General features: G+C 70.5%; 21 protein-coding genes. 11 read left to right on the top strand and 10 right to left on the bottom strand.

The features are described 5' to 3' along the window. Window positions 1-49 precede the first annotated feature (49 nt). The gene (locus tag ACSYGO_RS20700; RefSeq protein WP_426677807.1) at window positions 50-1,546 is read right to left on the bottom strand and encodes an oligopeptide:H+ symporter; all 1,497 of its coding nucleotides are present in this window, start codon (window positions 1,544-1,546) and stop codon (window positions 50-52) included. 491 nt (window positions 1,547-2,037) lie between these two features. Here ACSYGO_RS20700 and ACSYGO_RS20695 point away from each other — a divergent pair, with 491 nt between their 5' ends. Continuing rightward, a complete protein-coding gene (locus tag ACSYGO_RS20695; RefSeq protein WP_018566970.1) occupies window positions 2,038-2,715 on the top strand; it encodes a response regulator transcription factor in 678 nt (225 codons plus the stop codon). Between the two features lie 96 nt (window positions 2,716-2,811). Further along, the gene (locus tag ACSYGO_RS20690; protein WP_426677808.1) at window positions 2,812-4,086 is read left to right on the top strand and encodes an ATP-binding protein; all 1,275 of its coding nucleotides are present in this window, start codon (window positions 2,812-2,814) and stop codon (window positions 4,084-4,086) included. Between the two features lie 19 nt (window positions 4,087-4,105). On the opposite strand, the gene ACSYGO_RS20685 is transcribed toward ACSYGO_RS20690, so the two are convergent. Beyond that, window positions 4,106-4,642: a GtrA family protein gene (locus tag ACSYGO_RS20685; RefSeq protein ID WP_426677809.1), complete on the bottom strand. Its 537-nt coding sequence runs from the start codon at window positions 4,640-4,642 to the stop codon at window positions 4,106-4,108. 232 nt (window positions 4,643-4,874) lie between these two features. Here ACSYGO_RS20685 and ACSYGO_RS20680 point away from each other — a divergent pair, with 232 nt between their 5' ends. The 4 genes from ACSYGO_RS20680 to ACSYGO_RS20665 all read left to right on the top strand — a co-directional run bounded on the left by ACSYGO_RS20680 (window position 4,875) and on the right by ACSYGO_RS20665 (window position 9,053). Beyond that, window positions 4,875-6,014 carry a 5-(carboxyamino)imidazole ribonucleotide synthase gene (locus ACSYGO_RS20680; RefSeq protein ID WP_426677810.1) on the top strand — a complete coding sequence of 380 codons (1,140 nt, stop codon included), beginning with the start codon at window positions 4,875-4,877 and terminating at the stop codon, window positions 6,012-6,014. Next, window positions 6,011-6,535 (top strand): 5-(carboxyamino)imidazole ribonucleotide mutase, encoded by a 525-nt coding sequence (purE, locus tag ACSYGO_RS20675; RefSeq protein ID WP_078629328.1) that lies wholly within the window; start codon window positions 6,011-6,013, stop codon window positions 6,533-6,535. The genes ACSYGO_RS20680 and purE overlap by 4 nt, the downstream gene beginning before the upstream one ends. A 5-nt stretch (window positions 6,536-6,540) precedes the next feature. Next, window positions 6,541-7,761, top strand: a complete 1,221-nt coding sequence (locus tag ACSYGO_RS20670) for a dipeptidase (protein ID WP_426677811.1) — start codon at window positions 6,541-6,543, stop codon at window positions 7,759-7,761. A gap of 161 nt (window positions 7,762-7,922) precedes the next feature. Further along, entirely contained in the window at window positions 7,923-9,053 is a 1,131-nt protein-coding gene (locus tag ACSYGO_RS20665) for a dipeptidase (RefSeq protein WP_426677812.1), read from the top strand. Between the two features lie 22 nt (window positions 9,054-9,075). Here the strand turns inward: ACSYGO_RS20665 and ACSYGO_RS20660 are convergent, their stop codons facing one another. Then, on the bottom strand, window positions 9,076-9,435 hold the full coding sequence (locus tag ACSYGO_RS20660; RefSeq protein ID WP_432188255.1) for a VOC family protein: 360 nt from the start codon (window positions 9,433-9,435) through the stop codon (window positions 9,076-9,078). Window positions 9,436-9,568: 133 nt separating this feature from the next. Here ACSYGO_RS20660 and ACSYGO_RS20655 point away from each other — a divergent pair, with 133 nt between their 5' ends. Then, window positions 9,569-10,069 (top strand): CGNR zinc finger domain-containing protein, encoded by a 501-nt coding sequence (locus ACSYGO_RS20655; protein WP_426677814.1) that lies wholly within the window; start codon window positions 9,569-9,571, stop codon window positions 10,067-10,069. A gap of 152 nt (window positions 10,070-10,221) precedes the next feature. On the opposite strand, the gene ACSYGO_RS20650 is transcribed toward ACSYGO_RS20655, so the two are convergent. After that, complete coding sequence (locus tag ACSYGO_RS20650) at window positions 10,222-11,565, bottom strand: UDP-glucose dehydrogenase family protein (protein ID WP_460387218.1); 1,344 nt, start codon at window positions 11,563-11,565, stop codon at window positions 10,222-10,224. A gap of 188 nt (window positions 11,566-11,753) precedes the next feature. On the opposite strand from ACSYGO_RS20650, the gene ACSYGO_RS20645 reads away from it, so the two are divergent. Together ACSYGO_RS20645 and ACSYGO_RS20640 are read left to right on the top strand one after the other, a co-directional pair. Continuing rightward, window positions 11,754-12,911, top strand: a complete 1,158-nt coding sequence (locus tag ACSYGO_RS20645; RefSeq protein ID WP_460387217.1) for an acyl-CoA dehydrogenase family protein — start codon at window positions 11,754-11,756, stop codon at window positions 12,909-12,911. Between the two features lie 198 nt (window positions 12,912-13,109). Beyond that, the gene (locus ACSYGO_RS20640; protein WP_095934786.1) at window positions 13,110-13,478 is read left to right on the top strand and encodes a four-helix bundle copper-binding protein; all 369 of its coding nucleotides are present in this window, start codon (window positions 13,110-13,112) and stop codon (window positions 13,476-13,478) included. A 128-nt stretch (window positions 13,479-13,606) separates the two neighbouring features. Here ACSYGO_RS20640 and ACSYGO_RS20635 read toward each other — a convergent pair whose 3' ends face one another. Further along, on the bottom strand, window positions 13,607-14,878 hold the full coding sequence (locus ACSYGO_RS20635; protein WP_426677816.1) for an LCP family protein: 1,272 nt from the start codon (window positions 14,876-14,878) through the stop codon (window positions 13,607-13,609). A gap of 120 nt (window positions 14,879-14,998) precedes the next feature. On the opposite strand from ACSYGO_RS20635, the gene ACSYGO_RS20630 reads away from it, so the two are divergent. Further along, window positions 14,999-15,547 carry an acyl-CoA thioesterase gene (locus tag ACSYGO_RS20630; protein WP_426677817.1) on the top strand — a complete coding sequence of 183 codons (549 nt, stop codon included), beginning with the start codon at window positions 14,999-15,001 and terminating at the stop codon, window positions 15,545-15,547. Window positions 15,548-15,630: 83 nt separating this feature from the next. Here ACSYGO_RS20630 and ACSYGO_RS20625 read toward each other — a convergent pair whose 3' ends face one another. Then, window positions 15,631-17,118, bottom strand: coding sequence for an LCP family protein (locus ACSYGO_RS20625; RefSeq protein ID WP_460387216.1), 1,488 nt, complete (start codon window positions 17,116-17,118; stop codon window positions 15,631-15,633). A 128-nt stretch (window positions 17,119-17,246) separates the two neighbouring features. Here ACSYGO_RS20625 and ACSYGO_RS20620 point away from each other — a divergent pair, with 128 nt between their 5' ends. After that, the gene (locus tag ACSYGO_RS20620; protein WP_432174265.1) at window positions 17,247-18,275 is read left to right on the top strand and encodes a glycosyltransferase family 2 protein; all 1,029 of its coding nucleotides are present in this window, start codon (window positions 17,247-17,249) and stop codon (window positions 18,273-18,275) included. A gap of 62 nt (window positions 18,276-18,337) precedes the next feature. Here the strand turns inward: ACSYGO_RS20620 and ACSYGO_RS20615 are convergent, their stop codons facing one another. The 4 genes from ACSYGO_RS20615 to ACSYGO_RS20600 all read right to left on the bottom strand — a co-directional run bounded on the left by ACSYGO_RS20615 (window position 18,338) and on the right by ACSYGO_RS20600 (window position 24,482). Then, window positions 18,338-20,050: an LCP family protein gene (locus ACSYGO_RS20615; RefSeq protein ID WP_460387215.1), complete on the bottom strand. Its 1,713-nt coding sequence runs from the start codon at window positions 20,048-20,050 to the stop codon at window positions 18,338-18,340. Window positions 20,051-20,215: 165 nt separating this feature from the next. Further along, window positions 20,216-21,967, bottom strand: a complete 1,752-nt coding sequence (locus tag ACSYGO_RS20610) for an LCP family glycopolymer transferase (protein WP_432174267.1) — start codon at window positions 21,965-21,967, stop codon at window positions 20,216-20,218. A 245-nt stretch (window positions 21,968-22,212) separates the two neighbouring features. Next, complete coding sequence (locus ACSYGO_RS20605) at window positions 22,213-23,541, bottom strand: LCP family protein (protein ID WP_432174268.1); 1,329 nt, start codon at window positions 23,539-23,541, stop codon at window positions 22,213-22,215. Window positions 23,542-23,726: 185 nt separating this feature from the next. Further along, window positions 23,727-24,482 carry a TIGR03089 family protein gene (locus ACSYGO_RS20600; RefSeq protein ID WP_426677823.1) on the bottom strand — a complete coding sequence of 252 codons (756 nt, stop codon included), beginning with the start codon at window positions 24,480-24,482 and terminating at the stop codon, window positions 23,727-23,729. Between the last annotated feature and the right edge of the window lie 99 nt (window positions 24,483-24,581).

Raw genomic sequence — 24,581 nt, 5'->3', positions numbered from 1 at the left:
TCGCACCGGTCGGTGCGACGGCCCTTCGGCGCGTGGGGGCGGGGTTCCGTCAGTGGACGTCGCCCATGAGCTCCTTGACCCGCTTGCGGTACATCCAGACGGCGACACCGGCGGCCACGGCGAGCGCGGCCTGCAGGGCGACGATGCCCGTCTTGTTGAGGTCGACGCCGGCGATGGAGAGCAGACCGGTCGTGGCGTCACCGGCGGTGACGGCCAGGAACCAGACACCCATCATCTGGGAGGCGTACTTCGCGGGCGCCATCTTCGTGGTGACGGAGAGGCCGACCGGGGAGACGGTCAGCTCACCGACGGTCTGCACGAAGTAGATCGCGACCAGCCACATGGCGGCGGCCTTGTGACCGCCGTCGGCGATCGCCAGCGGCGCCAGGAAGAGGAAGAACGACGCACCGATCAGGATCAGACCAGAGGCGAACTTCACCGCCGTGCTCGGCTCCTTGCCGCGGCGGTTCAGCGCCAGCCACAGCCAGGCGAAGACCGGAGCCAGCGCCATGATCAGGACCGGGTTCACGGACTGGTACCAGGAGACCGGGAAGTCCCAGCCGAAGACGCTGTTCTTCGCCGACGAGTCGGCGAAGATCGACAGGGTCGAGCCGCCCTGGTCGTAGATCATCCAGAAGACGGCCGCGGCGACGAAGAACCAGATGTACGCGGACATCTTCGACTGCTCGACACGGTCGAGGCTCTTGTCGCGCTTGATGCGCGCGATGACCAGGACCGGGATGAGCAGACCGGCGATGGTGATCGGGACCAGCAGCCAGTTCAGCGTGTAGTGGCCGGAGAAACCGACGATCGCGTAGAAGACCACGGCGACACCGGCCCACAGCGCGGCCTTGCGCAGGGTCGCGGCCTTCTCCTCGGCGGACAGCGGCGTGGGGACCTCGCTGGAGCGCTCGCTCAGGTGACGGCCGCCGAGCAGGTACTGGACGAGGCCGAGGGCCATGCCGAGCGCGGCGAGGGCGAAGCCCAGGTGCCAGTTCACGTTCTCGCCGATGGTGCCGATGACCAGCGGAGCGGCGAACGCACCGACGTTGATGCCGATGTAGAAGAGGGTGAAGCCACCGTCGCGGCGCGGGTCGTCCGGGCCGTCGTAGAGGTGACCGACCATCGTGGAGATGTTGGCCTTCAGCAGACCGGAACCGATCGCCACCAGGCCGAGCCCGGCGTAGAAGGTGCCGGCCGTCGGCAGCGCCAGCGTCAGGTGACCCAGCATGATGATGCCGCCCGCGAGGGCGACGGTCTTGCGGGGGCCGAGGACGCGGTCCGCGAACCAGCCGCCCGGGAGCGCGAGCAGGTACACGAGCGACAGGTACACCGAGTAGATCGCGGTCGCGGTGGCCGCGCTCAGGTGCAGGCCGCCCGGCGCGACCAGGTACAGCGGGAGAAGAGCCCTCATGCCGTAGTAGGAGAAACGCTCCCACATCTCGGTCATGAAGAGAGTGGCCAGTCCGCGGGGGTGGCCGAAGAAGGTCTTCTCGGAACCGGGGGTGCCCGGGCGGACCGAGTCCTTCGTCAGGCTGGACGCCATGGTCGTTCCTTGCTGGTCGGGACGCGCGGCATGAGCGTTGCGCGCCCGGTGGGGGGCGGCCGGCACCGGCGGAGCACGTCCTCCACCCCCACGCCCAGGGGGAGTCCACTCCGGATTGCGAAGCGGCGGACGGCGACCACCGGGATCCACGCCCTTCACGCAACGGCGCGTTCGGGCCCGGCCACAGGTCATTCCTTTCAAGGCTGGCAAACACCAGCCCGCACACAAAAGAGACCTTCAGCGTGAATCTCTCGCCAAAGGTCCCCGTGTGGTGCTACAGGCGTTCTGGTCACCATACGACATGTCAATGCCGCATATGGAAGGACTTGAGAGATGGATCACAGGTGAACGTGGAACCACGGACACTCATTCGAAGGTGGTCACCAGGATCGCATCCCACAGCCACAGGTAAGAATCTCCCTGGTGGAGGGTGTGAATGACGAAGGCCGATCACCACACGGCTGTCGTCCGCGGCGGACTACCATCACCCCATGACCCGTGTACTGCTCGCCGAGGACGACGCGTCCATCTCGGAGCCGCTGGCCCGCGCCCTGCGCCGGGAGGGTTACGAGGTCGAAGTGCGCGAGGACGGACCCACCGCGCTGGACGCCGGAATGCAGGGCGGCGTCGACCTGGTCGTGCTCGACCTCGGGCTGCCCGGCATGGACGGCCTGGAGGTGGCGCGCAGGCTGCGTGCCGAGGGGCACACCGTCCCGATCCTGATCCTGACCGCGCGTGCCGACGAGGTCGACACGGTCGTCGGTCTCGACGCGGGCGCCGACGACTACGTCACCAAGCCGTTCCGGCTCGCCGAACTCCTCGCCCGGGTACGGGCGCTGCTGCGGCGCGGTGCGGCCGAGCCCCAGCAGCCGCCCGCCACGCACGGCGTGCGCATCGACGTCGAGTCGCACCGCGCCTGGATGGGGGACGAGGAACTCCAGCTCACGGCGAAGGAGTTCGACCTCCTGCGGGTGCTGGTGCGGGACGCCGGACGGGTCGTCACCCGCGACCAGCTCATGCGCGAGGTCTGGGACACCACCTGGTGGTCCTCCACCAAGACGCTCGACATGCACATCTCCTGGCTGCGCAAGAAGCTCGGCGACGACGCGGCGAACCCCCGCTACATCGCGACGGTGCGAGGCGTCGGCTTCCGCTTCGAGAAGAGCTGACGGCTCCCCGGCCCGGGCCGGCGGCGTCGTGTCGCCCGGGCCGGCACGGCGCCGGGGCACACTGGACCACGTACAGCCACCTGCCCGGAGGGCCCCGTGCGTCGCCGTCTCATCCAGTCCACGCTCGCCGTCGTGCTCGTCGTGATCGCCGTCTTCGGCGTGTCCCTCGTGATCGTCGAGACCCGCACCATCAGCAACAGCGCCCAGGAGCGCGTGGACTCCGAGGCGCTGCGCCTGGCCAGCATCGTGGACAGCCGCATCCTCGGCGACGAGAAGATCACCGGGGAGACCTTCAAGGACCAGGTCACGGACGAGCGGTACGCCGTGATCGAGATCCCCGGCCGCGCCCCCATCGAGGTCGGCACCAAGCCGACCGGCGACATCATCCACTACACCGCCCGGGGCGAGGAGGGCGAGACGGTCACCGTCCAGGAGCCGCGCTCGTCCGTCACCAGGGAGGTCGGCCGGACGCTCCTGATCATCGGCGCGGTGGCGCTGCTGGCGATCGTCGCCGCGGTGCTGCTGGCCGTGCGGCAGGCCAACCGGCTCGCCTCGCCGCTCACCGACCTCGCCGAGACCGCGGAACGGCTCGGTTCGGGCGACCCGCGCCCCCGCCACAAGCGGTACGGCGTCCCCGAGCTGGACCGGGTCGCCGACGTGCTGGACGGCAGCGCGGAGCGCATCGCACGGATGCTGACCGCCGAGCGCCGCCTCGCCGCCGACGCCTCCCACCAGCTCCGTACGCCGCTCACGGCGCTGTCCATGCGGCTGGAGGAGATCACCGTCACCGACGACCCCGACACGGTGAAGGAGGAGGCGACGATCGCGCTGGCGCAGGTCGAGCGCCTCACGGACGTGGTGGAGCGGCTCCTCACCAACGCCCGCGACCCGCGTACCGGCTCCGCCGTCTCCTTCGACCTGGACGAGGTCATCAAGCAGCAGCTGGAGGAGTGGCGCCCGGCCTACCGCAGCGCGGGCCGCGCCATCGTCAGCTCGGGCAAGCGGCATCTGCGGGCGGTGGGCACGCCGGGGGCGGTCGCGCAGGTCCTGGCGGCGCTGATCGAGAACTCGCTCATGCACGGCGGCGGCACCGTCGCGCTGCGGACACGGGTGACCGGCAACCAGGCCGTCATCGAGGTCACCGACGAGGGACCCGGCGTCCCCGCCGACCTGGGCGCCCGCATCTTCGAGCGCACGATCAGCGGGCGCAACTCCACGGGCATCGGTCTCGCCGTCGCCCGGGACCTCGCGGAGGCGGACGGCGGACGTCTGGAGATGCTCCAGGCGCAGCCCCCGGTCTTCGGCCTGTTCCTGTCCCGCACCCCGCTGAAGCGCCCCTCGCTCGACGAACCGGACCAGACGGTCCGCTGACCTGCCCGTGCCGGCGGGGTCAGATGTCGGCGCGTGCCCGCGTCCGCGCCGGCTGCGCGTCGAGGATCGCCTCCGCGCTGGCCACGGTCTCCCGGGCGGGCAGCGCCCGGAACACCCAGGTGCGGTACGACCAGAAGCGGAAGAGCGTCGCGACGCCGATGCCGAGGAACTTGAAGACGTTGCTCTGCAGCGGGCTGTCCCAGCCGAAGCCGTACGTCGCGGCGTAGAGCACGCCGTTCTCGATGACCAGGCCGACCGCGCTGAACAGCAGGAAGAGCGTCAGCTCCTTGGTGCGCCCGCTCTTGTCGCGGTCACGGTAGGTGAAGTACCGGAACCCGATGTAGTTGAAGACGATGGAGACGACGGTGGCGATGACACTGGCCCGCACCACCTGGAGTCCGGTGAGATGGCGTACGAGGTTGAACACCAGCAGATTGACGAGCAGCCCCGCGCCGCCGACCGCACCGAACTTGGCGACCTCGCGCATCAGCAGGTCGAACCGGCGGTGAACCGCGCTGCGGGGCCCCGTACGAGACCCCGTAGAAGCACTGCCCATGGTGTCGCCAGCCCCCGTCGGTGGATGCGTCGTCGGTTACGACGGTCGAGTATGTCAACTCAGCCATGCTATCCAGCCCCCTTCCACGATGCCTGTGCAAGGGCTCACAGGTAAGAAAAGTCGCGTCCGGCACCGGGGACGACACCGGGGAAACGGTCGCGTACGGGCGTGGAGAACGGTCGCGTACGGGCGCGGAAACCGGCCACGGTGGCGCGGCCGATACTCTTGGAGGGTGACGTTCCCGGTAGTCGGCATGGTCGGCGGCGGTCAGCTCGCTCGTATGACACACGAGGCGGGCATCCCGCTCGGCATCAAGTTCAAGCTCCTCAGTGACACCCCTCAGGACTCCGCGGCGCAGGTCGTCGGCGATGTCGTCGTCGGCGACTATCGCGACCTCGACACGCTGCGTGACTTCGCGCGGGGCTGTGACGTGATCACCTTCGATCACGAGCACGTACCCACCGAGCATCTGCGTGCTCTGGAGGCGGACGGCATCCCCGTCCGCCCGGGGCCCGACGCGCTCGTGCACGCCCAGGACAAGGGTGTGATGCGCGCGAGGCTCGACGCGATCGGGGTGCCGTGCCCGCGGCACCGCATCGTGAGCGACCCCGCGGACGTCGCCGCGTTCGCGGCGGAGGGCGACGGCTTCCCCGTCGTCCTCAAGACGGTCCGCGGCGGTTACGACGGCAAGGGCGTGTGGGTCGTGGACTCCGTGGCGGAGGCCGCGGACCCGTTCCGCGCGGGTGTCCCCGTGCTCGCCGAGGAGAAGGTCGACTACGTACGGGAGCTGGCGGCGAACGTCGTGCGGTCCCCGCACGGCCAGGCGGTCGCCTACCCGGTGGTCGAGTCCCAGCAGGTCGGCGGTGTGTGCGACACGGTGATCGCGCCCGCCCCGGACCTCGACGAGGCCCTCGCGCTCAAGGCCGAGGAGATGGCCCTGAGCATCGCCAAGGAGCTGGGCGTCGTCGGCCACCTCGCCGTCGAGCTGTTCCAGACCCGCGACGGCCGCATCCTGGTCAACGAACTGGCGATGCGCCCGCACAACTCCGGCCACTGGACCCAGGACGGCGCGATCACCTCGCAGTTCGCCAACCACGTCCGCGCGGTCCTCGACCTGCCGCTGGGCGATCCGCGCCCGCGCGCCCCGTGGACCGTGATGGTCAACGTCCTCGGCGGCGACTACCCGGACATGTACTCCGCGTATCTGCACTGCATGGCCCGCGACCCCCAGCTCAAGATCCACATGTACGGCAAGGACGTGAAGCCCGGCCGTAAGGTCGGTCATGTCAACACCTACGGCGACGACCTGGACGACGTCCTTGAGCGCGCCCGGCACGCAGCCGGCTACCTGAGAGGCACGATCACCGAATGAGCCCCGTTGTAGGCATCGTCATGGGGTCGGACTCCGACTGGCCCGTCATGGAGGCCGCCGCACAGGCCCTCGACGAGTTCGAGATCCCGTACGAGGTGGACGTCGTCTCGGCGCACCGCATGCCGCGCGAGATGATCACGTACGGCGAGCAGGCCGCGGAGCGCGGGCTCAAGGCGATCATCGCGGGCGCGGGCGGTGCCGCCCATCTGCCCGGGATGCTCGCGTCGGTCACCCCGCTGCCGGTGATCGGGGTGCCCGTGCCGCTGAAGTACCTGGACGGCATGGACTCGCTCCTGTCGATCGTGCAGATGCCGGCGGGCGTGCCGGTGGCGACGGTCTCGGTGGCGGGCGCGCGCAACGCGGGTCTGCTGGCGGCCCGGATGCTCGCCGCGCACGACGAGGAGCTCCTCGGCCGCATGCGGGAGTTCCAGCAGGAGCTGAACGACCAGGCGACGGAGAAGGGCAAGCGGCTGCGGACCAAGGTCGAGGGCGCGAACAGCGGCTTCGGCTTCGGGAAGTGACGCGGATGACGTCCTCGTCCGTGTCCGTGTCCACCGGTTCCGCCCCGTCCCCGTCCCTCGACCGGGCCCGTGAGCTGCTCGCCGAGTTCCCGGTCGTCGACGGGCACAACGACCTCCCGTGGGCGCTGCGCGAACAGGTCCGCTACGACCTGGGCGCCCGGGACATCGCCGCCGACCAGAGCGCACACCTGCACACCGACCTGGCCCGCCTGCGCGCGGGCGGTGTCGGCGCGCAGTACTGGTCGGTGTACGTCCGCTCCGACCTCCCGGGCGCCGTCACCGCGACGCTGGAACAGATCGACTGCGTACGGCAGCTGATCGACCGTCATCCGGCGGACCTGCGGGCCGCGCTGACCGCCGCCGACATGGAGGCGGCACGCGCGGAGGGCCGCATCGCCTCGCTGATGGGCGCGGAGGGCGGGCACTCCATCGACAACTCGCTCGCCGTGCTGCGGGGCCTGTACGCCCTGGGCGTCCGCTACATGACCCTCACCCACAACGACAACATCGCGTGGGCGGACTCGGCGACGGACGTGCCCACCGTGGGCGGTCTGTCGGCCTTCGGCCGCGAGGTCGTGCGCGAGATGAACCGCGAGGGCATGCTCGTGGACCTCTCGCACGTGGCGGCAACGACGATGCGTGACGCGCTGGACACGTCGGTCGCGCCGGTCGTCTTCTCCCACTCTTCGGCGCGCGCGGTGTGCGACCACCCGCGCAACATCCCGGACGACGTCCTGGAGCGGCTGCCCGCCAACGGCGGTGTGGCGATGGTGACGTTCGTGCCGAAGTTCGTCCTCCAGGCGGCGGTCGACTGGACGGCCGCGGCCGACGAGAACATGCGGGCCCACGGCTTCCACCACCTGGACACGACCGCCGAGGGCATGAAGATCCACCGCGTGTTCGAGGAGAGCAACCCGCGCCCCGTCGCGACGGTGGCGACGGTCGCCGACCATCTCGACCACATGCGCGAGGTCGCCGGCATCGACCACGTCGGCATCGGCGGCGACTACGACGGCACGGCCTTCACCCCGCACGGCCTCGACGACGTGTCCGGCTATCCGAACCTGGTCGCCGAACTGCTCGACCGCGGCTGGTCGTCCGCCGATCTGGCCAAGCTGACGTGGCAGAACTCGGTGCGCGTGCTGGGCGCGGCCGAGGACGTGGCCCGCGACCTGAAGGCGCGGCGCGGCCCGTCGAACGCGACGCTGGAGCAGCTGGACGGCTGACGTACCACCTACGGGTGTGCCCGCGGGCACACCCGTAGGACGTACGGCGGGCGGAGCCGCCCCGGGGGCGTACCCCCGAACGCTCCACCCACCAGGAAGCCCCCCGGGCTCCGTGCAACGGTGGCGGTACTGCGATCACCGTCCACCCAGCGGAGGCCGTCATGGCAGAACTGCAGGACGAACTGCACCTCACCTCCGAGGTGGGCGAACTCGACTCGCCGGCCGTCTGGCCGGAGTCGGAGCCGGCGCTCCTCGGCACGCCCGGGCCGGCCGGCACGTCGGGGGGCGACCCGCTGGAGCGGGCCCACGCCTTCCTCGCCGCCCACCCCGTCGCCGACGGCTACAGCGGTCTTCCCTGGGTGCTGCGCCACCTTCCCTGGTACGACCTGGAGCTCGGCGAGACCTCCGTGGACACCGACGTGCCCCGGTTGCGTGCGGGGCACGTCGGTGCCGTGTTCTGTTCGCTGCATCTGCCGGAGGGTCTCGCCGGGGACCGTGCCGTGGGCGCGACCCTGGAGCAGCTGGACCTGGTGAAGACGGTGGTGCGGGCGCATCCCGAGGGCCTGCGCATGACGTACAGCGCCTCCGGTCTGACCGACGCCCGCAACTGCGGCCGCGTCGCCGTCCTGCTCGGACCCGCCGGAGCGGGCGCGCTCGGCGACTCGCTCGGCATCCTGCGCGCGCTGCACACCCTCGGCCTGCGGGTGCTCACGCTCGCCGGCGCCTCCTGGGCGAGCGAGGCGGGCCTGACCCGGTTCGGCGAGGAGGTGCTGCGCGAGATGAACCGGCTCGGCGTGCTGGCCGACCTCTCCGGCACCTCGGACGCCACGACCGGCCGCGCTCTCGCGGTCTCCAAGGCCCCGGTGGTCTTCACCCGTTCCGCGGCCCGCGCGCTGCGCCCCCACCCGGTCAACCTGCCGGACGACGTCCTCATCGAGCTCGGCGCCGCCAAGGGTCTGTGCCTCGTCCCGCTGACGGCCGAGCAGGCGGGGCCGTCCGTGCGCGACGTCGCCGATCACCTCGACCACATCCGCGTCCTCGCGGGCGCGGAGTGCGTCGGCCTTTCGGGGACGTACGACTCGGGGGCCGCCCATCCGCAGGACCTGTCCGACGCGTCCTGCTATCCGCGGCTGATCGCGGAGCTGATCTCCCGCGGCTGGTCCGAGTCCGACCTCGCCCTGCTCACCTGGGGGAACGTCCAGCGAGTGCTGCGCAGCGCGGACTTCACGGCCCGCGCCGCCCAGCAGCGCCGCGAGCCGTCCTCGGCGAAGATCGCGGAACTGGACGGCTGACGCCTCCTCCGCCCGGGCCCGGTCAGCAGGCGCAGAGGCAGAAGGGGTGTCCGGCCGGGTCGGCGTACACGCGCCAGGTGCGCGAACGGTCCTCCGCGTCGAGCGGGGTCGCGCCGAGCGCCAGCACGCCCTTCTCGGCCGCGTCCAGGTCCTCCACGGCCAGGTCCAGGTGGAACTGCTGCGAGGCGTCGGCCGCGGGCCATTTCGGCGGTACGTGTCCGGGCGCGGCCTGGAACGCCAGCGCCCGTCCGCCGGGCACCTCCAGGTCGATCCAGTCGCCTTCGCCCTGGACCGTGCCGCCCAGCACCTCGGCGTAGAAGCCGGCGAGCGCGCGGGGGTCGGGACAGTCCAGGACGACGGCGCCCAGCTTGGCGAGAGCCATTGACTTCCTCCCAGGGGGATCGGTTGCTCGTGGACCGCCGAAGGATGAGTTACCTGTAGAACGCTTCAAGCGGTAACGGCGGTTACTGGATACTCCCGCATTGGAGGTAACGTCGCAAGCATGAGGTCGCGAAATGAGTGAGAGGGCGCCCGCTCCCGGAGGGCTGGCCCTCGTGGAGGCGCTGGTGAACACCGTGGACCTGGGGTCGGGCGCCGACCTGCTCGACACGGCCGACGGACGTGCCGCGTTCGGCGTCGCGGAGCGGGACGTGGCCGGCGCGCGGGAGCTGCGCGAGTCGCTGCGGGCCGTGTGCCTGGCGCACGCCGGACACCCGCCGCACCGCGCGGTGACGCCCCTGGGCGAACTGCTGGCGCGGGCGCCGCTGTACGTGGCGGTCGACGAACGGGACGGCTCGGCCGCCCTCGCCCCGGCCGACGCGGGGCCGTTGCCGTCCCGGGTGGCGGCGGCGGTGGCGGAGGCGCTCACCGAGGGCACCTGGCTCCGCCTCAAGGCCTGCGAACTGCCCGAGTGCCATTTCGCGTACTACGACCGCAGCCCCGCGGGCCGCGGCCGCTGGTGCTCGATGTCGGTGTGCGGGGCGCGCGCGAAGATGCGGCGGTACCGCGCCAAGTAGCCCGTGGCGGTGGCGAGTCGGGCGGTCGCCGCTCGGGGGACGGCGAAGTGGTGCAGAATGCGACTGACGCCGGTCCGGCCGACTGAGCCTCGGCCGGACCGGCGTCACCCCTTCTCCGGCCCGCCGGCCTCCGGCGCGCCGTCACGGCTGTCTCAGGCGGTCGGGCGGCCCATCGCCCGGTACGTCCACCCGGCACGGCGCCACACCTCGGGGTCGAGCGCGTTGCGTCCGTCCAGCAGCACACGGGCCGCGACGGTCTCGCCGAGCTCCGCCGGGTCCAGGTCGCGGAACTCGCGCCACTCCGTCAGGTGCAGCACGACATCGGCGCCACGCACGGCCTCGACGGCGCTGTCGGCGTACCCCAGCGTCGGGAAGAGGCGCCGCGCGTTCTCCATGCCCTTCGGGTCGTAGACGGTGACCTGGCCGCCCTGGAGGTGGATCTGCCCGGCGACGTTCAGGGCGGGCGAGTCGCGCACGTCGTCCGAGTCCGGCTTGAACGTCGCGCCGAGCACGGCGACCCGCTTGCCGAGGAAGGAACCGCCGCCGAGCGCCTCCCGGGCCATCTCGACCATCTGCCCGCGGCGCCGCATGTTGATGGAGTCGATCTCGCGCAGGAAGGTCAGCGCCTGGTCGGCACCCAGCTCGCCGGCGCGTGCCATGAAGGCGCGGATGTCCTTGGGCAGGCAGCCGCCGCCGAAGCCGATCCCCGCCCGCAGGAACTTCTTCCCGATCCGCTCGTCGTGCCCGATCGCCTCGGCCAGCCTGGCGACGTCGCCGCCCGCGGCCTCGCAGACCTCGGCCATGGCGTTGATGAAGGAGATCTTGGTGGCGAGGAAGGAGTTCGCGGACGTCTTCACCAGCTCGGCGGTCGGGAAGTCGGTCACCACGAACGGCGAGCCCTCGGCGACCGGCGCCGTGTACACCTCGCGCAGCAGCTTCTCCGACCGGTCGCTGCGCACGCCCACCACGATCCGGTCCGGGTGCAGCGTGTCCTGCACCGCGAAGCCCTCCCGCAGGAACTCCGGGTTCCAGGCGAGCTCGGCGTCCTCGCCCGCGGGCGCGAGCTCCGCGAGCCGGGCGGCCAGCCGGTCCGCCGAGCCGACGGGCACCGTGGACTTGCCGACGACGAGGGCCGGACCGTGCAGGTGCGGCGCGAGCGACTCGAAGGCCGCGTCGACGTACGACATGTCGCAGGCGTACTCGCCGTGCTTCTGCGGAGTGTTCACACAGACGAAGTGGACGTCGCCGAACTCCCCGACCTCGGCCCAGTCCATCGTGAACCGCAGCCGCCCGGTGGACCCCTCGATGCCCGCGACGTGCTTGCGCAGCAGCTCCTCGAGTCCCGGCTCGTACATCGGGACCTCGCCCCGCTGGAGCATCTCGATCTTCTCGGGCACCACGTCCAGCCCGAGGACCTCGAAACCGAGCTCGGCCATGGCCGCGGCGTGCGTGGCGCCGAGATAGCCGGTTCCGATCACGGTGATCTTGAGGGCCATGGGTGCTCCTGGAGTGTGCGGCGTAGGTGCGCGCCCGAGCATAGTCGGGGCTTGGGAGGGCGCTTTCACGGGCACTTTCCCCCTGTCGCCAAGCTCACGTATCACTCGCGTGGGCGGAGCTCTAAAATTTGGGTTACTTAACGGTAGTTAGCGCCACCATCACAGCGTCCCTTGGAGCGTGAGAGACCTTGGCCGGATCGGCTGATTTCGACCTGTACCGCCCGTCCGAGGAGCACGACATGCTCCGGGACGCGATCCGTTCGCTGGCCGAGGCGAAGATCGCGCCGTTCGCCGCAGCGGTGGACGAGGAGGCCCGTTTCCCGCAGGAGGCGCTCGACGCCCTGGTCGCCAATGACCTGCACGCCGTGCACGTCCCCGAGGAGTACGGCGGCGCCGGTGCCGACGCGCTCGCCACGGTCATCGTGATCGAGGAGGTGGCCCGCGTCTGCGCGAGCTCCTCGCTGATCCCCGCGGTGAACAAGCTCGGCTCGCTGCCCGTCATCATCTCCGGCTCCGAGGAGCTGAAGAAGAAGTACATGGCGCCGCTCGCCAAGGGCGAGGGCATGTTCTCGTACTGCCTCTCCGAGCCCGACGCGGGTTCGGACGCGGCCGGCATGAAGACGAAGGCGGTCCGCGACGGGGACTTCTACGTCCTCAACGGCGTGAAGCGCTGGATCACCAACGCGGGCGTCTCCGAGTACTACACGGTCATGGCGGTGACCGACCCGACGAAGCGCTCGAGGGGCATCTCCGCGTTCGTCGTCGAGAAGTCCGACGAGGGCGTCTCCTTCGGCGCTCCGGAGAAGAAGCTCGGCATCAAGGGCAGCCCGACGCGCGAGGTCTACCTGGACAACGTGCGTATCCCCGCCGACCGCATGATCGGCGAGGAGGGCACCGGCTTCGCCACCGCGATGAAGACGCTGGACCACACCCGCATCACGATCGCGGCGCAGGCCCTCGGCATCGCGCAGGGCGCCCTCGACTACGCCAAGGGCTACGTCCAGGAGCGCAAGCAGTTCGGCAAGCCGATCGCCGACTTCCAGGGCATCCAGTTCATGCTGGCCGACATGGCCATGAAGATCTCGGCCGCCCGCGCCCTCACCTACCAGGCCGCCGCGGCCTCCGAGCGCGGCGACGCCGACCTCACCTACCTGGGTGCGGCCGCCAAGTGCTTCGCCTCGGACGTCGCCATGGAGGTCACCACGGACGCCGTCCAGCTGCTCGGCGGCTACGGCTACACCCGTGACTACCCGGTCGAGCGCATGATGCGCGACGCCAAGATCACCCAGATCTACGAGGGCACCAACCAGGTCCAGCGCATCGTGATGGCCCGCAACCTTCCGTAGCGGGAGGCCGTCGCCGACAGCCGGACGGCGTATCGCCGGCGAAAGCCCCCGGAAGCTTCCGGGGGCTTTCGCCGTCTCGCGGACGCGGCACACGGGGCGGACCGTTCGCGTCCGCCCGATGGCGCGAGGTGCCCGCCGGGCGTACCACGGTAGGGAACGGGGCCCGCCCCGGGCCCCATCACGCCCAGGAGCAGAGCCATGACCATGAACCAGCCCGGAACGATGACGGCCATGAGCAAGGAGATGCAGGACTGCGTGCAGGCCTGCATGGCTTGCCACGGCGTCTGCGAGGAGACCATGAGCTCCTGCATGCAGATGGGCGGCCAGGCCCAGATGCAGATCATGCGCGCGCTCATGGACTGCTCCGAGATGACCCGGATGTGCGCGGACATGATGATGCGCCGCTCGCCCATGTCGGCCGAGATGTGCGCGATGTGCGCCAAGGCGTGCGAGATGTGCGCCGAGGCGTGTATGGCCATGCCGGACGACCCGCAGATGATGCGCTGCGCCGAGTCCTGTCGCCGCTGCGCGCAGATGTGCCGCAGCATGGCGGGCGCCACGATGTGACCTCGCCCGTCCCTCCGGTCACTCACCCCGGCCCCGCGGGGCCGTCGGGACCCCGGACACGACTGGGCCCCGCCGAACGGATCGGCGGGGCCCAGTCGTGCGTCCGGGAGGAACGGCCGTGGACCGGCTCAGTTCCCCGAGACCGTGACCTTCTCGTCGTTCTTGAGCTGGCTCACCAGCGTCTTCACCTTCGCCTTGTCCCAGACGAGGTTGCCGTTCGCCGAGCCGGAGATCGGCATGTTCATGGACTTGCCGTCACCGCCGGTGACGCCCTTCATCGCCCAGAACATGTCGGCCAGGTCCCACAGGCTCATGTCCTTGTCGACGGTGAGGCTGTCCAGGCCCGCGCTCATGGTCGGGTACAGCTTGAACGGGTTCAGGACCGTCGACGGGGTCGCGACCTGGTGGGCCAGGGCCGACAGGAACTTCTGCTGGTTCTTCGTGCGCTCCAGGTCCGACGCCGCGAAGGCGTGCCGGGTGCGGACGAAGGCGAGGGCCTGCTCGCCGTTGAGGGTCTGCTTGCCCGCCTGGAAGTCGGCGCCGGAGTACTTGTCCTTGAAGCCCTTGTCGAGGTTCATCTCGACTCCGCCGACCGCGTCGACGATGTTCGCGAAGCCCGCGAAGCCGATCTCCACGTAGTGGTCGATGTGCAGGCCGGTGTTGTACTCGACGGTGCGGACGAGCAGCTCCGGGCCGTCCTCCGCGTACGCCGCGTTCAGCTTCGTCTGCCGGCCGGTGCCCTGGTAGGTCTTGCCGGAGTCGGAGCCCTTGTAGGTCGGTATCTCCACGTTGGAGTCACGCGGCAGGGAGACCAGCGTGGACCCGTTGTCACCGGTGTGCAGGATCATCATCGAGTCCGTGCGCTTGCCCTCGGCGGACCCGGTGTGCAGCTTCTTCTTCTGCTCGGAGGTCATGCCGGCACGGCTGTCGGAGCCGACGATCAGGTAGTTCGTGCCCTCGCCGGCCTCGGGCCGGTCGATGACCTTCGAGAGATCCACGTCACGGTGGAGCTTGGAGTCGGCCCAGAAGTACGTGCCGACGGAGACCACGATCAGCAGCGTGACCAGCGTGATCGCGGTCCACTTGATCCGGCGCCGCCAGTTCGGCGCGGGCCTGCCGGGCCCGCCGGGGCCCTGCGGGCCGCCGGGGTTCCCGCCGTAGACCTGGCCCGAGTTGTACCCGGAGTCGTAGCCGTCGTCGTGACCGCCTCCGCCGTATCCGTCGTCGTACCCCTGCCCGTCGACATACGTCGGCTGCTGGGGCACACCGTAGGACGGGGCGGCGGGGCCGCGCCGGACCTGCCGCATGACGCGGGCGCTCTCGGGCTGAGCGCCTGCGCTGCCGCGTCCGTAGCGGTTGCCGCGGTTCTCGTCGGACCACGCGTCGGGCCAATCGTTCATGCGGACCAGTGTGCAGGGCCGCACGGTGTGTCTTACAAGAGACGGGGGAGATCTGGGTCACGCCTGTTGCAGAGCTGATGCAAAGCAACCCCTTGCGCGGCGCGGCATAAGGTGGACGCCATGACGAACCAGGCCCCCAACCCGGAATCCGATATTCCGGGCAAGCCGACATCCGCGTCGCGGACCACCCTCAGCCACATCATGACCCACAACGACACCAACCTTCTGGGAACGGTGCACGGTGGCGTGATCATGAAGCTCGTCGACGACGCGGCGGGCGCGGTGGCCGGGCGGCACTCCGGCGGGCCCGCCGTCACCGCCTCCATGGACGAGATGGCCTTCCTGGAGCCCGTCCGCGTGGGCGACCTCGTCCATGTGAAGGCTCAGGTGAACTGGACCGGTCGTACCTCGATGGAGGTGGGCGTCCGCGTCCTCGCCGAGCGTTGGAACGAGTCCACGCCACCCCAGCAGGTCGGCTCGGCCTATCTCGTGTTCGCCGCCGTCGACGCCGACGGCAAGCCCCGGCGGGTACCCCCGGTGCTCCCGGAGACCGAGCGCGACGAGCGGCGCTACCAGGAGGCGCAGATCCGCCGCACCCACCGGCTCGCCCGCCGCAGGGCGATCATGGAGCTCCGTGAGAAGCGGGCCGCCGAGGGCCTCGACGACTGACCGTCCCCACCCCTTCTACGGAGCCGCCCGCCCTCCGGCCCGGTCTCCGGCCCGCCGGATCCGGGACGGCCCCCGCGCGGGGGTCACGGACACACCACCTGGTCGCCCGTCGTCGCCCCGAACTCGCCCTGGTACGGGTCGTCCGCCCGCACCCGCTTCACCTTCTCGAAGTCCGATCCGGCGGTCACCTTCAGCACCGCGCCCTGCCCCTTGACCTCGCGCAGCTCGGCACCGGGCAGCGCGGCCGCCAGCGACTTCGCCGAGCGGTCCCAGCGGGGGTCGTAGGAGACGACGGTGCGCCGGGCGGTCCGGTCCGCGGCGTTGGTGGGCCGACGCGTGGTGCGGAACCCGGTGGACGCGAGCGCGCTGTCGAGGCGCTTGCCGAGGCCCGCCGTGCCCGTCCCGTTCTCCACCTGGACCTGGATCTGCTGCGGCGCCACGTCGACCCGCCGCGCCTCGGACCGGCGCGGCCGGGGCGTCGAGAGCGGCTTGTCGTCGCGCAGCGCCGTGAACAGCTTCCGCGACTTCGCCCCGTCCCACTTCAGGGTCGAGCCGATGCCCTTGACGACGTATCCCATCTGCCCGATCGGCACGGTGGTGAACTCGGACGAGGAGGGGGAGAAGTTCCGCATGGCCCGGCCGAGGTCGAGGAGCTCGTCCGTGCCGAAGCCCTTGTCCGCACGGACCGAGCCGAGCACGGCCCGGGTCACGTTGCGGAACTTCATCGGGTTCATCAGCACCCCGGACGACGTGGCCTGCTCGACCAGCGCCGCGAGGAAGCGCTGCTGGCGCTGCATCCGGCCGAGGTCCGACGCCCCGTCGACATGCCGGGCGCGTACGTACTGGAGCGCCTGCCCGCCGTTCAGCAGGTGCGAGCCCGCCGGCAGGTCGAGACCCGTGTACGAGTCCTTCAGCGGCTGTGTGGTGCAGACCCGGACGCCGCCCAGCACGTCCACCGTCTTCATGAAGCTGGTGAAGTCGACCTCCAGATAGTGGTCGATCTTCACGCGGGTCATGTTCTCGACCGTGCGCACGGTCAGGTTCGGGCCGCCCTCCGCGTACGCGGCGTTGAGCTTGAGCGGGTGCGGGCCGTGCCGCTTGCCGGTGGTCTCGTCGGTGTGCGCCGGCGTCTCGGCGTAGGAGTCGCGCGGCAGGCTGACCACGCTGGCCCGCTCCCGGTCCTCCGAGATGTGCACGATCATGATCGTGTCGGTGCAGTGGCACGGCGCGCCACCGAGCCGGTACCTGCGCCGCTCCGTCTCCGTGATCTTGTCCCGGCCGTCGGTGCCGACCAGCAGCACGTTCATGCCGTGGCCCGCCTCGGGCCGGTTCTTCATGTCCCTGAAGGGGTCGACGCGGGCGATGTCCTCGTCGAGGCTGGTGACCACCGCGTGCCCGATGCCCGCCGAGGCGAGGACCACCACGGACAGGGTCGTCGCCATCCGCATGGCCCAGCGCGGCTTCCTGCGCCGCGCCGGGGGCCGTCCGGAGGACCGCACGTCCGGCCTACGCGCGCGGGGCGGCTGCGGGTGGCGCTGCGGGCGGGCGGGGGAGCGGCGCGGCGTGGGCAAGGGGGACACCTCCGGCAGGCCCTGGGCGTGGGGATCCGTGAGCACCGTAGGCCGATACGATCTGCGGCCCGCGCCTTAGGCCGGGCGGCGCGCGCCCGTGTCCCCCATTCGCGGTAACGTGACGTCCGATGAGCGAGAAGTCTGACGTGCGGTCCCCCGCCGTGTCTGTGATCATGCCCGTCCTCGACGAGGAGCGGCATCTGCGCGGGGCCGTCCAAGCGATCCTGGCGCAGCAGTACGACGGCGAGATGGAGGTGGTGATCGCCCTCGGTCCCTCCACGGACCGGACGGACGAGATCGCCGCCGAGCTGGTGCGGGACGACCCGCGGGTGCACACCGTGCCGAACCCGACCGGCCGTACCCCCGCCGCCCTGAACGCCGCGATCAAGGCGTCGCGGCACCCCGTCGTGGTGCGTGTCGACGGCCACGGCATCCTGTCGCCGAACTACATCGCGACCGCCGTGCGCCTCCTGGAGGAGACCGGCGCGCAGAACGTCGGCGGCATCATGCACGCCGAGGGCGAGAACGACTGGGAGCACGCGGTCGCCGCCGCGATGACCTCGAAGATCGGTGTCGGGAACGCCGCCTTCCACACGGGCGGCGACGCCGCTCCCGCCGAGACCGTGTACCTCGGTGTCTTCCGGCGCGAGGCGCTGGAGCAGCAGGGCGGCTACAACGAGGAGTTCATCCGCGCCCAGGACTGGGAGCTGAACTTCCGGATCCGGGAGGCGGGCGGCCTCATCTGGTTCTCGCCCGAGCTGCGCGTGTCCTACCGGCCGCGGCCCTCCGTGAAGGCGCTCGCCAAGCAGTACAAGGACTACGGGCGCTGGCGGCACGTCGTCGCGCGTTACCACGAGGGCTCCATCAACCTGCGCTACCTCGCGCCGCCGACCGCGGTGTGCGCGATAGCGGCGGGCCTGGTCGTGGGCGCGGCACTGACCCCCTGGGGCTTCGTCGTCCCCGCCGGCTACCTCGCCGCCATCACGCTCGGCTCGCTGCCGGCCGGCAAGGGCCTCCCGCTGAAGGCCCGGGCGCAGATCCCCGTCGCCCTCGCCACCATGCACATGTCGTGGGGCTGGGGCTTCCTCACCAGCCCGAAGGCGCTGGCCAAGAAGGTCATCGCGTCCCGCCGCCCGGCGGTGCTCGGCTCCCGCTGAGCCCTCACGCACACGAACAGGGCCCCTCCCGGCAGCGGGAGGGGCCCTGTTCGCGTGTGCTGCTACGACTGCCAGGTGTAGTCCGGGTCGACGTGCATGCAGGCCGAGGTGTCCGAGCCGTTGAGGGCGTCGGCCGACTTCGGTGTCTTGTCGTCGTCCTCGGCCGCCTTGTACGCGGTGCCCGAGCGCCAGTCGGCGCCGACGACCAGGGTGATGCCGGAGACCTGCGTCGACTTCTCCACCGCGCTCGACGGAATCCCGAGGGCCTTGGCGAGCCGCAGGGCGTCACCCTCCAGGTCCGCGGTCGGGTAGCGGATGACGGTGGTCGCCTCGGCGGTCGCCGTCGTCGTGTCGGCGCGCGCCTGCGTGAAGCCCTTGCCGGTGAGCTGCTGGGCGATCGCGCTCGCGCGCCCGCCGACCGGGGCCAGCGTCGAGGTCCGCGTCCCGTTCTGCACCGTCACGCCGATCTGGTCGTCCGCGGCGGCCGGGTCCGACGAGGTCTTCTCCTCGGTTTTCTTCTTCTTGTCCTTGCCGTCCAGCGCGATGTCCTCGCGGACCAGCCGGAACAGCTTCGCCGCGTCCGTCGGCTTGGGCAGCACCCGGTTGCCGTCGGAGGAGTACACCCACGGCATCGTGGTCATGGTGATGCGGTCCGTCGGGACCTTCTTCAGCTCCTTGCTGAGGTCGTACAGCTTCGACACCGTGCCGAGGCCGTCGTCGACGGTCAGCGCGCTGGTGGCGGTCTCGGCGAGCTTGCGGAGCTTGTTGGGGTTGCTGAGGGTGGCGTTCTCCCGCAGCTGGCGGACCATCGAGTTCATGTACATGTGCTGGGCCTTGGTCCGGCCGATGTCGCTGCCGTCCTCGAAGCCGTACCGCGTCCGCAGCCACTGGAGGGCCTGCTTGCCCTTGATGGACGTGGTGCCCTCCTCCAGCTTCAGACCGGAGCCGTGCCCGCTGGAGGTGTGCGAGTAGATGTTGGCGTCCACGCAGACCGGCACGCCGCCGATGGCGTCGGCCATGGACACCACACCCGCGAAGTCGACCATCATGAAGTGGTCGATGTGGATGTCGGTCAGCTTCTCCCAGGTGGCGACCGTGCAGCCGGGGCCGCCGCGGCCCAGCGAGTCGTTCGTCATCACCAGCGAGGTGCTCGCGGCGTACGTCTTCTCGGTGTCCGGGTCGGTGCACTTGGGCATCTTCAGCAGGGTGTCGCGCGGCATGCTGACCACCGACATGTTGCTGCGGTCCGCGGAGACGTGGAGCAGCATCTGGACGTCCGCGCGGGGTGCCGCGCCGAAGGTGTCCTTGGCGCCGCCGAGCTTCTGGTTCTCGGTGGAGTCCCGCGCGTCCGAACCGATCAGCAGGATGTTCAGCGGTGTCTGGCCCGCCGCGTTCGGCTTGGCCTTGGCGGCGCGGTCCTTCTCGTCGCCGATGTTGAGGTCGTCCTTCTTGATGTTGGCGTTCAGATGCCGGTAGTAGAGGTAACCGGCGCCGGCCGTGCCGAGTATCAGCAGGGCCAGGACCGTGGCCGACCAGCGCAGTATGCGACGCCGGCGTCGCGGGCGCCCCCCGCCCCCGTGCCGGCGGCCGGCACCGCCGCCGCCGTGTCTGCCCTGAGTCCGCGGTGCCGTGTCGTCGGCCGTACGACTCCCCTTGTCGCCGGCCGTTTGAACGCGCTCGCCGTTCTCCTCGTACAGACTGTCGTCCCAGCCGGGTTCGCCGGCTCGCCGGACGCGTGGTCGTGTTCCCTCCCCACGCACACTGCTCTGCGCCATCTCCTTGCCCCTCCCCACCCTGCGCCTGACAAACGGGTCCGTCCCGTGCCCGTCCGGACGTTCCCCCTGCCCCGCCGGGCACTTCCCTGGCCCGGCGGGGCACTTCTCACGTCCGGTCGCACACGTCTCGCGTCCTGTTAGACGCTTGACGGACCCGTCAGGTCATCAGCTGGCGCACACCGTCTTGTCCGCGGTGGACTTGTCCACCTCGGGTGCCTTCGTCGGAGCCGTCAGCGGCACCCCGGCACCCTTGAAGTCCTTGCCCAGGGTCAGCACGATCGCGGGCAGACCCTGTGAGTTCTTCTCGCTCTCGCCCGGCTTCATCGCGGAAGCGGGCAACCCCATGAGATCCGCCAGTTTGCGTGCCTGGTCGGCCTGGTCGGGAGAGTACTCCAGGGTCGTCCTGCTCAGTGTTTCCTCTGCGTTTCCGAGCTGGCTGGCCTTGAGCACGCCCTTATCATTCTGCAGCCAGTTAAGAGTTTCCTGTGCGGAGCCGCCGGCGGCACCGCCGTTGTAGATGTCCACGCGGATGTCGGCGGCGGCGGACCGGGAGCCCTTGAGGCGGGCGGCCACCGAGGCCTTCTCCTTCTTCTCCTTCTGCTTCACCGCGGTGAACGACACGTCGTTCTTGATGGCGTCGAAGACCTCGGGACCCGTGGTCGGGTTCACGATCACCGTCTTGTGGACGACACCGTCCGCGGGGTTGTCGAGCACCGGCACCGTGGTGAACGAGATGTTCTTCGTCGGCACCTTCTTCAGCTCCAGTGCCATGTCCTTGAGCGTGCTCACCTTGCCGATGCCGGTGTCCACGGTCAGCGCCTTGGTGGCGGCCTCGGCCAGCTTGACCAGCTTGGTGGGGCTGGTGAGGGTGTCGCTGGAGCTCATCTTGCGCATCAGGGAGCCCAGGAACTGCTGCTGCACCTTGATGCGGTCCAGGTCGCCCTGGTTGCCGAAGCTGTGCCGGGTGCGCACGAAGGCGAGGGCCTGCTCGCCCTCGATCGTGTGCTCGCCCTTGGAGAGCTTGAGGTGCGAGTCGGGGTCGTTGACGTCCTTGGCCAGACACACGTTGACGCCGCCGACCGCGCTGGTCAGCGTCTTCACCGCGTTGAAGTCGGCCATCATGAAGTGGTCGACCGTGATGCCGGTGACCGCCTTGACCGTGTCCATCGTGCAGCCCGGGTTGCGGTCGTACTGTCCGAGGCTCGTGTTGAAGCGGACGTCGTCCGTGCCCTTGATGACCTTCTCGGTGCCGTCGGGCTGCTTCGTCCTGCACTCCGGGACGTCGACGATGAGGTCGCGCGGAATGCTCATCGCGGTCGCGTTCGTCCGGTCCTTGGAGACGTGCAGCAGGATGTTGGTGTCGGCGTGACCGACGCTGCCCTTGTCGCCGTAGCCCTCGTTGCCCTTACCGGTGCGCTTGTCCGTACCGATGATCAGGATGTTGAAGGCGTCGTCCTTGCTGAAGCCGCTCTTGCCCGAGCTGCCGATGTCCGTCGTGTTGACGTTGCCCTCGAGGTGCTTGAGGTAGGCGTAGGCGGCGGCCGAGACACCCACCAGCACGAAGGCCATGGTGCCGCCGGTCCACAACAGTATCTTTTTCGCCTTCGACTTCTTCGGCTTGCGCTGCGTGCGCGAACGCCGGCGTCCCGGAGCGGGCTCCGGGGGCTCCGCACGCCGTCGCCGCGGGCCGGGCACGTCGGTGCCCGGCGCCTCGCGGGACCGGCCCGGCGCCTCGCGGTCACGCCCCGGTGCGGTGCGGGCGCGCGCTCCCGAAGGAGAACCCCTCCGCGGCCGGGGCACTCCCGACTGCGGTCCGGAAGGGCTCAGTCGCAGTTCGTATTCGCCGGTGTTCGGGTTGAGTACCCACTGGTCTGCGGGGTCGATGTTGTCCGCCCGCCCACGGCCTTGCGCGTCCACGGTTGTCTGAATCCTCCGTCGGGGCCACGCGGCGCCTTCCCCCCTCAAAAGGCGCTCGGGTCTGGTCAAGCAGTGCGCGACCTCCAGGACGGACCTCGTGGCCGGGTGCACCGGATCGCTCACACTATCCGCCCAGTTCAGCGTGGAGCGACGGCCGTGACAAATTCAACTTCCCTACAAGCGGGCAATCCGCCCCATTTCTCAGAGACTTCTTAGCGCAACAGTTCCCCGGCTTGGTGTGCGCTTTACCCGCAGGCGTCCTCCGCCGCCGTGTTCCCCCGGAAAGTCGGCACGGGTTTCGGGCTGCCGGTGGAGTCGCCCGCCGGGATTCCCATCGACTTGTCGTCGCCGTCCGACTCCGCATTGTCATCGGACGCGGGGCAGGAGCAGGAGATTTGGGACGAAGTGGTCTTCACTCCCTTTTTCCCTGCAAGTTGGGCGGCGTCCTCGGGCAGGTCCTTCGAGACCTCCACGGGCGTGTCCGAGCGCAGCCGGCTGAAGAGCTCCCGCGCCGCGGGCTGCACGAGCTGGTCGCGATTGGCGTTGCCGGAGTACGACGTCCGCGGCACCGTCAGGAACTGCATGTGCTCCGTGGGGATGTTGCGCATGCCCCGGACCAGGTCGTACAGCCCGCGCAGGCTCGCGAGGCCGGGGTCCGTCGTGAGCGACGAGGTGGCCGCGTCGAGGACGGGGTACAGCTTCGCGGGATTGAGCAGGACGTCATTGCTGCGCACCTTGTTGACGAGCGCGCCCAGGAAGCGCTGCTGGCGGTCCATGCGGTCGGTGTCGCTGCCGTTGCCGATGCTCTTGCGGGCGCGCACGTAGCCGAGGGCCTGTTCGCCGTCGAGCTCGACCTTGCCGGCGGGCAGCTTCAGCTTGGCGTCCTTGTCGGTGATGGGCTCCTTCAGGCACACCTCGACCCCGTCGACGGCGTCGACCATGTCCTTGAAGCCGTGGAAGTCGATGACCATGTGGTGGTCGATGCGGATGTCCGTGAGCTTCTCGACGGTGCGGATCGTGCACGCCGAACCGCCCACCTCGAAGGCGTAGTTGAACATCGCGAACATGGGCTGGGTGCGGGTGCCGTCCGGTCGCCGGCAGCTCGGCACGTCCACCATCAGGTCGCGGGGCAGCGAGACCGCCGTCGCGCTGCGCCGGTCCGCCGCGAGATGCAGCAGGATCGTGGTGTCCGACCGCTCGGTCCCGGAGTCCCGGCCGTACTTCCCGTTCCCGTCGCCCGAGCGCGAGTCCGAACCGATCAGCAGGATGTTCTGCGCGTCCCGCACCAGCGCGGTGGGCCGCTCCTTCTCGTAGCGGGCGAGCTCGGCGGCGGCGGCCTCGTCCGGCGTGATGTTCGCGTTCAGCTTCTCGTACGCCGCCCAGCCTGCCCCGACGGCACCGAGCAGCACGACGGCGACGCCGATCGCCGTGCAGCGCAGCCAGCGCCGCCGGCGGCGTATGACACCGGTCCCGGTGGGCGACGCGCCCAGCTCCGGTCCTGCTCGGCGTCCGGTGGGCGACCCCTCCGGATCCTGCCCCTCCGGTCCGGAGGGCGTCCCTGCGCTGTCGTTCACGGCTGGGTCCACCCCTCAGGCGTGCGAGCGTGTCGAGTCATGGCGTACGAACGTGTCGAGCGTCGTGTTCGAACTGCTCCTACGACCATGTCCCGGCCCGGGGGGCGGGGGGTCCCGCTGATAGGCCGAATGGGGGACGCGCCCAGGCGTGCGGCGGCCGGCGCCCGCCCGCCGCCGGGGTGTCCTCAGCGCGCGGTCGCCGTCACCCGTTCACTTTCGATCCGCTTGGCCAGCGCGTCCTCGCCGAGCTGCTCCAGATGGCGGCACAGGACCACGGACCCGCCGGTCGACAGCGCCGCGTACAGCCCGGCGCTGAGGCCCTCCCAGGTGTCGTAGGGCAGCGCCGACAGGATCCGGGAGCCGGGCCCCGTCAGGTCGAGCCCGGGGGCGTCGGCGCGGGCCCGCTCGACGACCTCGGCACCCGTGTACTCGGCCCCGGCGACGATCAGCGCGGGCTCCTCCGGGTCCACCGGCGCGTACGGCTGGAAGCGGTCGCCCTGGGTGGGCACCTCCACGGCGTAGTCGGCGTACCCGGCGGGCGGGGTCGGGAAGCGGCGGCCCAGCGGCGCGAGCGAGAGGGCGATGCGGTCGCCGGAGCAGGCCAGCCCCGCATCGAACCGTCCCGGTCCGGCGACGACGTGGTCCGCCGCGGCCGGGTCGCCCGCCACGTCCGCGACCACGCCCACGGACGAGCAGGCGAGCAGCCACACGGCCGTCTGCCAGTGGGCCGGCAGCAGCAGCGCGACCCGGTCGCCGGGCGCGGCGGACAGCTCGTCCTGGAGCAGATTGGCGGTCTTGGCCACCCAATTGGCGAAGGTGGCCACGGACAGTTCGACACGTTCGCCCGTGGCGTCGTCGTAGAAGGTCACCAGGGGGCGCGCGGGGTCCGCGGCGAGCGCGGATCGCAGCAGGTCGGCGGGGGTGCGGTCGGTGGCGTTCACGCGCGCAAGCGTACGCGGGGGCGGCGCGTGGGGCGGCCCCGCCACTTCACCGGTTCGGGGGAGCGTATGTCCGACGGCCCGTCACATCACCGATGGACA

This window comes from Streptomyces krungchingensis (assembly GCF_054729265.1).
This window is presented reverse-complemented; position numbering and strand designations above follow the sequence as displayed.